Genomic DNA, 3,388 nt, shown 5'->3' with positions numbered 1-3,388 from the left:
GAGAAAATCGTTCTATTTATCTTAAAGTAAAAATATATTAGGAAGTAGCCGATTTGTTGACAGAGCAAGGGATGGACAAATTTTTGTAGAAGGACTATCTTTTGAGGGCTTCTAGCAAAAAAATTATGAAAACAGCCTTATAGAAAAGGATTAAATCATATTTATAGAGATGTATTCAAATAAGTGTTATTATATGGATAATTCTGATTTTGGAGGTGTTTTGTTTGGTCAATAGCATCGAACAGAAAGTGAAGCTACATAATGGAGTAGAGATCCCTCAATTAGGTATCGGAGTCTTTAAAGTAGAAGAAGGAGACACAGTTATCCAGACAGTAAAAACTGCTTTGGATCTTGGTTATCGTTCGATTGATACTGCCGCCATTTATAAGAATGAAGAAGGGGTAGGAACAGCGATTAAAGAAAGCGCTGTCTCTAGAGAGTCTCTATTTATTACCACAAAAGTTTGGAATGGGGATCAAGGATATGATTCCACTCTACGGGCATTTGAGACGAGTTTAAAGAAATTGGATTTAGACTATCTTGATTTATATTTAATTCATTGGCCAGGAAAAGATAAATATGTAGAAACCTGGAAAGCATTAGAAAGACTATATGACGAAGGATTAGTTAAGGCAATTGGTGTAAGCAATTTTCAGGAACATCATTTAGAGCATTTACTTGAACATGCAAATGAGAAGCCAACCGTTAATCAGATTGAGCTTCATCCACGTCTATCTCAAGAGAAATTAAGAGAGTACTGCAAGAAAAAAGATATAAAAATGGAAGCATGGTCACCGATTGCGAAAGGTCGCTTAGTAAACGAACCAACCCTTAACTATATTGCAAAAAAACATGGCAAAACAGCCGTTCAAGTCATTTTACGCTGGCATTTACAAAATGGACATATTATTATTCCAAAGTCTATTCATCCAGAAAGAATAAAAGAAAATGCAGAGATATTTGATTTTCAGCTTAGCTTAGTGGAAATGGATCAAATAGATAAATTAAATATGAATGAAAGACTTGGAAGTAATCCAGATGAAGTGATTTTCTAATTTCTTACAATCTCTAGTTTAAATAAATTAAGTACAAAGGATCTATGCACAAAAATGGGTATAGATCTTTTTTGATAAGACTATTTTTAAAATCTTCTTAACTCAATGAATGTTTTGTTAGGTTTAAAAGAATTAAAGGGTGGTAAATATAAGTACAAGCAGATAGTGACATAAACCGTACGGGTAAATGATAAGCTGCAGCATGATTCTTCACTATCTCATTAATAAAAGATAAACACTAATTTTTAAAAGGAGTGTTATATATGGGATTTCTATGGTCATTAATTATAGGTGGTATTATAGGATGGTTAGCAGGATTAATCGTTGGTAAAGATATTCCTGGTGGTGTTATTGGAAATATCATTGCAGGTTTTGTTGGTGCATGGTTAGGATCATTAATTCTTGGAGATTGGGGTCCAACAATTGCAGATTTTGCTCTAATTCCAAGTATTATTGGTGCAGTAATCTTAGTCTTTATATTAAGTCTAATTATGCGCGGTATGCGTAAAACCACATAAAGGATAAAAATAAGAAGTGAGCTTTTTAAGCTCACTTCTTTTATTTTGTATCCATTAATAATGCTTCCCAATTTTCAACAGGAAAAATTGGCTGTTTGTCCAATGGAGGAGCAAAGACGGTAAGTTCTTCCTTAGAAATAGGATGGGTGAATTGTATTTTTACCGCATGTAGTGCTTGCCGATCAAAAGTCGGTTTTCCACCATATAGCACATCTCCAGCAAGAGGATGGTGAATAGAGCTTAAATGAACTCTAATTTGATGCGTTCTCCCTGTATCCAACGTACAAGATATAAGTGTTAATCCTTCGTTTGGTAATTGTTTCATTCGTTTAAAATGGGTGATTGCTGTTTGTCCTGTTTCTGATATTCTTCTCCGGCTTCCGTGGTGTCTGTCCTTTCCAATTGGCTTATTAATCGTTCCTTTTTTCTGGGATAAGGTTCCTTGAACAAGAGCGATATAAGTTCTTTTAATTTTCCGTTCCCTTAACATAGAATCAAGCATATTAGCGACTAAATCGTGTTTTGCGAACAAAACGCAGCCAGTTGTGTCTCGATCCAATCGATGAATATGTTTCAATTGTCTTTCTTCCCCATTGAACAGTAAATGATAGGCCACTCCATTTAATAAAGAAGACGCATCTTCAGAAGAATGAGGATGTGTATCGATAGAAGCTGGTTTATTAACAACGAGAAGAAAATCATCTTCATAAAGGACGGAAAGATCCATATAGGTTGGAATAATGTCATTTGGCTGCTGCTGAAATAGTTTTATTTTTAAAATATCTTCCTTTGTAAGCAATGTATTCCAAGGTACATTTTGGTTATTTAATTGGACTTTCTTTTCCATTTTAAATAAATGAATTTGTTTTTTGGAAGCCAATAAAACATGGGAGAAGAATGCCTCGATTGAAACTCCTTCCCATTGTAAAGGGATTTTAAGCAGTAGCCAGTCTCCTTTTCTTTCAAATAGCATATAAATACTCCTTTTATCTACATTAGTGTCTAATTAAAAAAGTGTCTTAAATTTAACTTAGTCATCATATCATGGTTTTAATTACCACCGAAATGGTTTTGGGGGATATGTTAGACTAGGGGTAATACTTTATGTGTATATTTATTATAGAAACAAAGAGGGTGTCTCATTTCATGAAAGTAGTTTTTGCATCAACACCAACACAAGAGGAAAGAATTAATGAACTGATTCAGACCTTTTACTCGAGGATATTTCCATTCTATTTTTCAGATAAGGAAATAAGTAAGTTTGAACGATTAAAGGTACTTGTTATCACTCCTGAAAAAGCACAGCAATTAAGTACATTAAAAACGTCTTATCAAGTAATTGCAAGTCTTCAAACCCTTGTGAATATATTGGAAGCTCCACAAGATAAACATAGATACAAACATCTATTTGCAAAAAATGTCCAAATATTAGAGGACTTAGATATCTTCTTCCCATTTGATTTAGGGAATTTCAGAATTAATGATAACGGAACTTCCTACAATCAAGCAAATTTTAGTATGTACGCAGAGGCAACTAATCAGTATTTGGTATAATCTTTTTTAGTTGTTATTTGCCTAACACTTATTATTTCTATTTGAAACAAAACAATAAGCCATCGCGAATTATAGCGATGGCTTATTATATAGATGGAACAATTTTCTATTTTGTAACACTGTTTTCTTCTAGCCATTCTTTAAATACGGCTGGTTCTCTGTAGCCGTTGATTCGGCTAACTTCTTCGCCATTTTTGTACTGAACGATTGTAGGAGTGGAATCGATATTGTATTTATCCCATCCTTCTTCAAATTCCCATA

4 protein-coding genes and 1 pseudogene are annotated in these 3,388 nt (G+C 33.6%); 3 read left to right on the top strand and 2 right to left on the bottom strand.

Going from position 1 to position 3,388, the window contains the following annotated elements:
* Positions 1-224: 224 nt before the first annotated feature.
* Together RTL21_RS22965 and RTL21_RS22960 are read left to right on the top strand one after the other, a co-directional pair.
* Complete coding sequence (locus RTL21_RS22965; protein ID WP_312099478.1) at positions 225-1,055, top strand: aldo/keto reductase; 831 nt, start codon at positions 225-227, stop codon at positions 1,053-1,055.
* A 263-nt stretch (positions 1,056-1,318) separates the two neighbouring features.
* Complete coding sequence (locus RTL21_RS22960; protein WP_312099476.1) at positions 1,319-1,573, top strand: GlsB/YeaQ/YmgE family stress response membrane protein; 255 nt, start codon at positions 1,319-1,321, stop codon at positions 1,571-1,573.
* 40 nt (positions 1,574-1,613) lie between these two features.
* Here the strand turns inward: RTL21_RS22960 and RTL21_RS22955 are convergent, their stop codons facing one another.
* The gene (locus RTL21_RS22955; RefSeq protein ID WP_312099474.1) at positions 1,614-2,546 is read right to left on the bottom strand and encodes an RluA family pseudouridine synthase; all 933 of its coding nucleotides are present in this window, start codon (positions 2,544-2,546) and stop codon (positions 1,614-1,616) included.
* A 173-nt stretch (positions 2,547-2,719) separates the two neighbouring features.
* On the opposite strand from RTL21_RS22955, the gene RTL21_RS22950 reads away from it, so the two are divergent.
* Entirely contained in the window at positions 2,720-3,127 is a 408-nt protein-coding gene (locus RTL21_RS22950) for a DUF5365 family protein (RefSeq protein WP_312099472.1), read from the top strand.
* Positions 3,128-3,233: 106 nt separating this feature from the next.
* Here the strand turns inward: RTL21_RS22950 and RTL21_RS22945 are convergent.
* Positions 3,234-3,388 (bottom strand): annotated as a pseudogene (locus RTL21_RS22945) (thioredoxin family protein); the annotation flags it as partial.

Source organism: Niallia sp. (genome assembly GCF_031978665.1).
In the GTDB taxonomy this organism is placed as follows: domain Bacteria; phylum Bacillota; class Bacilli; order Bacillales; family Cytobacillaceae; genus Niallia.
The sequence above is the reverse complement of the archived record's forward strand: the minus strand, read 5'-3'. Positions and strand labels throughout refer to the sequence as shown.

Coding starts and splice junctions, on each gene's coding strand:
- RTL21_RS22960 (WP_312099476.1), top strand. CDS start 1,319: ATGGGATTTCTATGGTCATTAATTATAGGTGGTATTATAGGATGGTTA.
- RTL21_RS22955 (WP_312099474.1), bottom strand. CDS start 2,546: ATGCTATTTGAAAGAAAAGGAGACTGGCTACTGCTTAAAATCCCTTTA.
- RTL21_RS22950 (WP_312099472.1), top strand. CDS start 2,720: ATGAAAGTAGTTTTTGCATCAACACCAACACAAGAGGAAAGAATTAAT.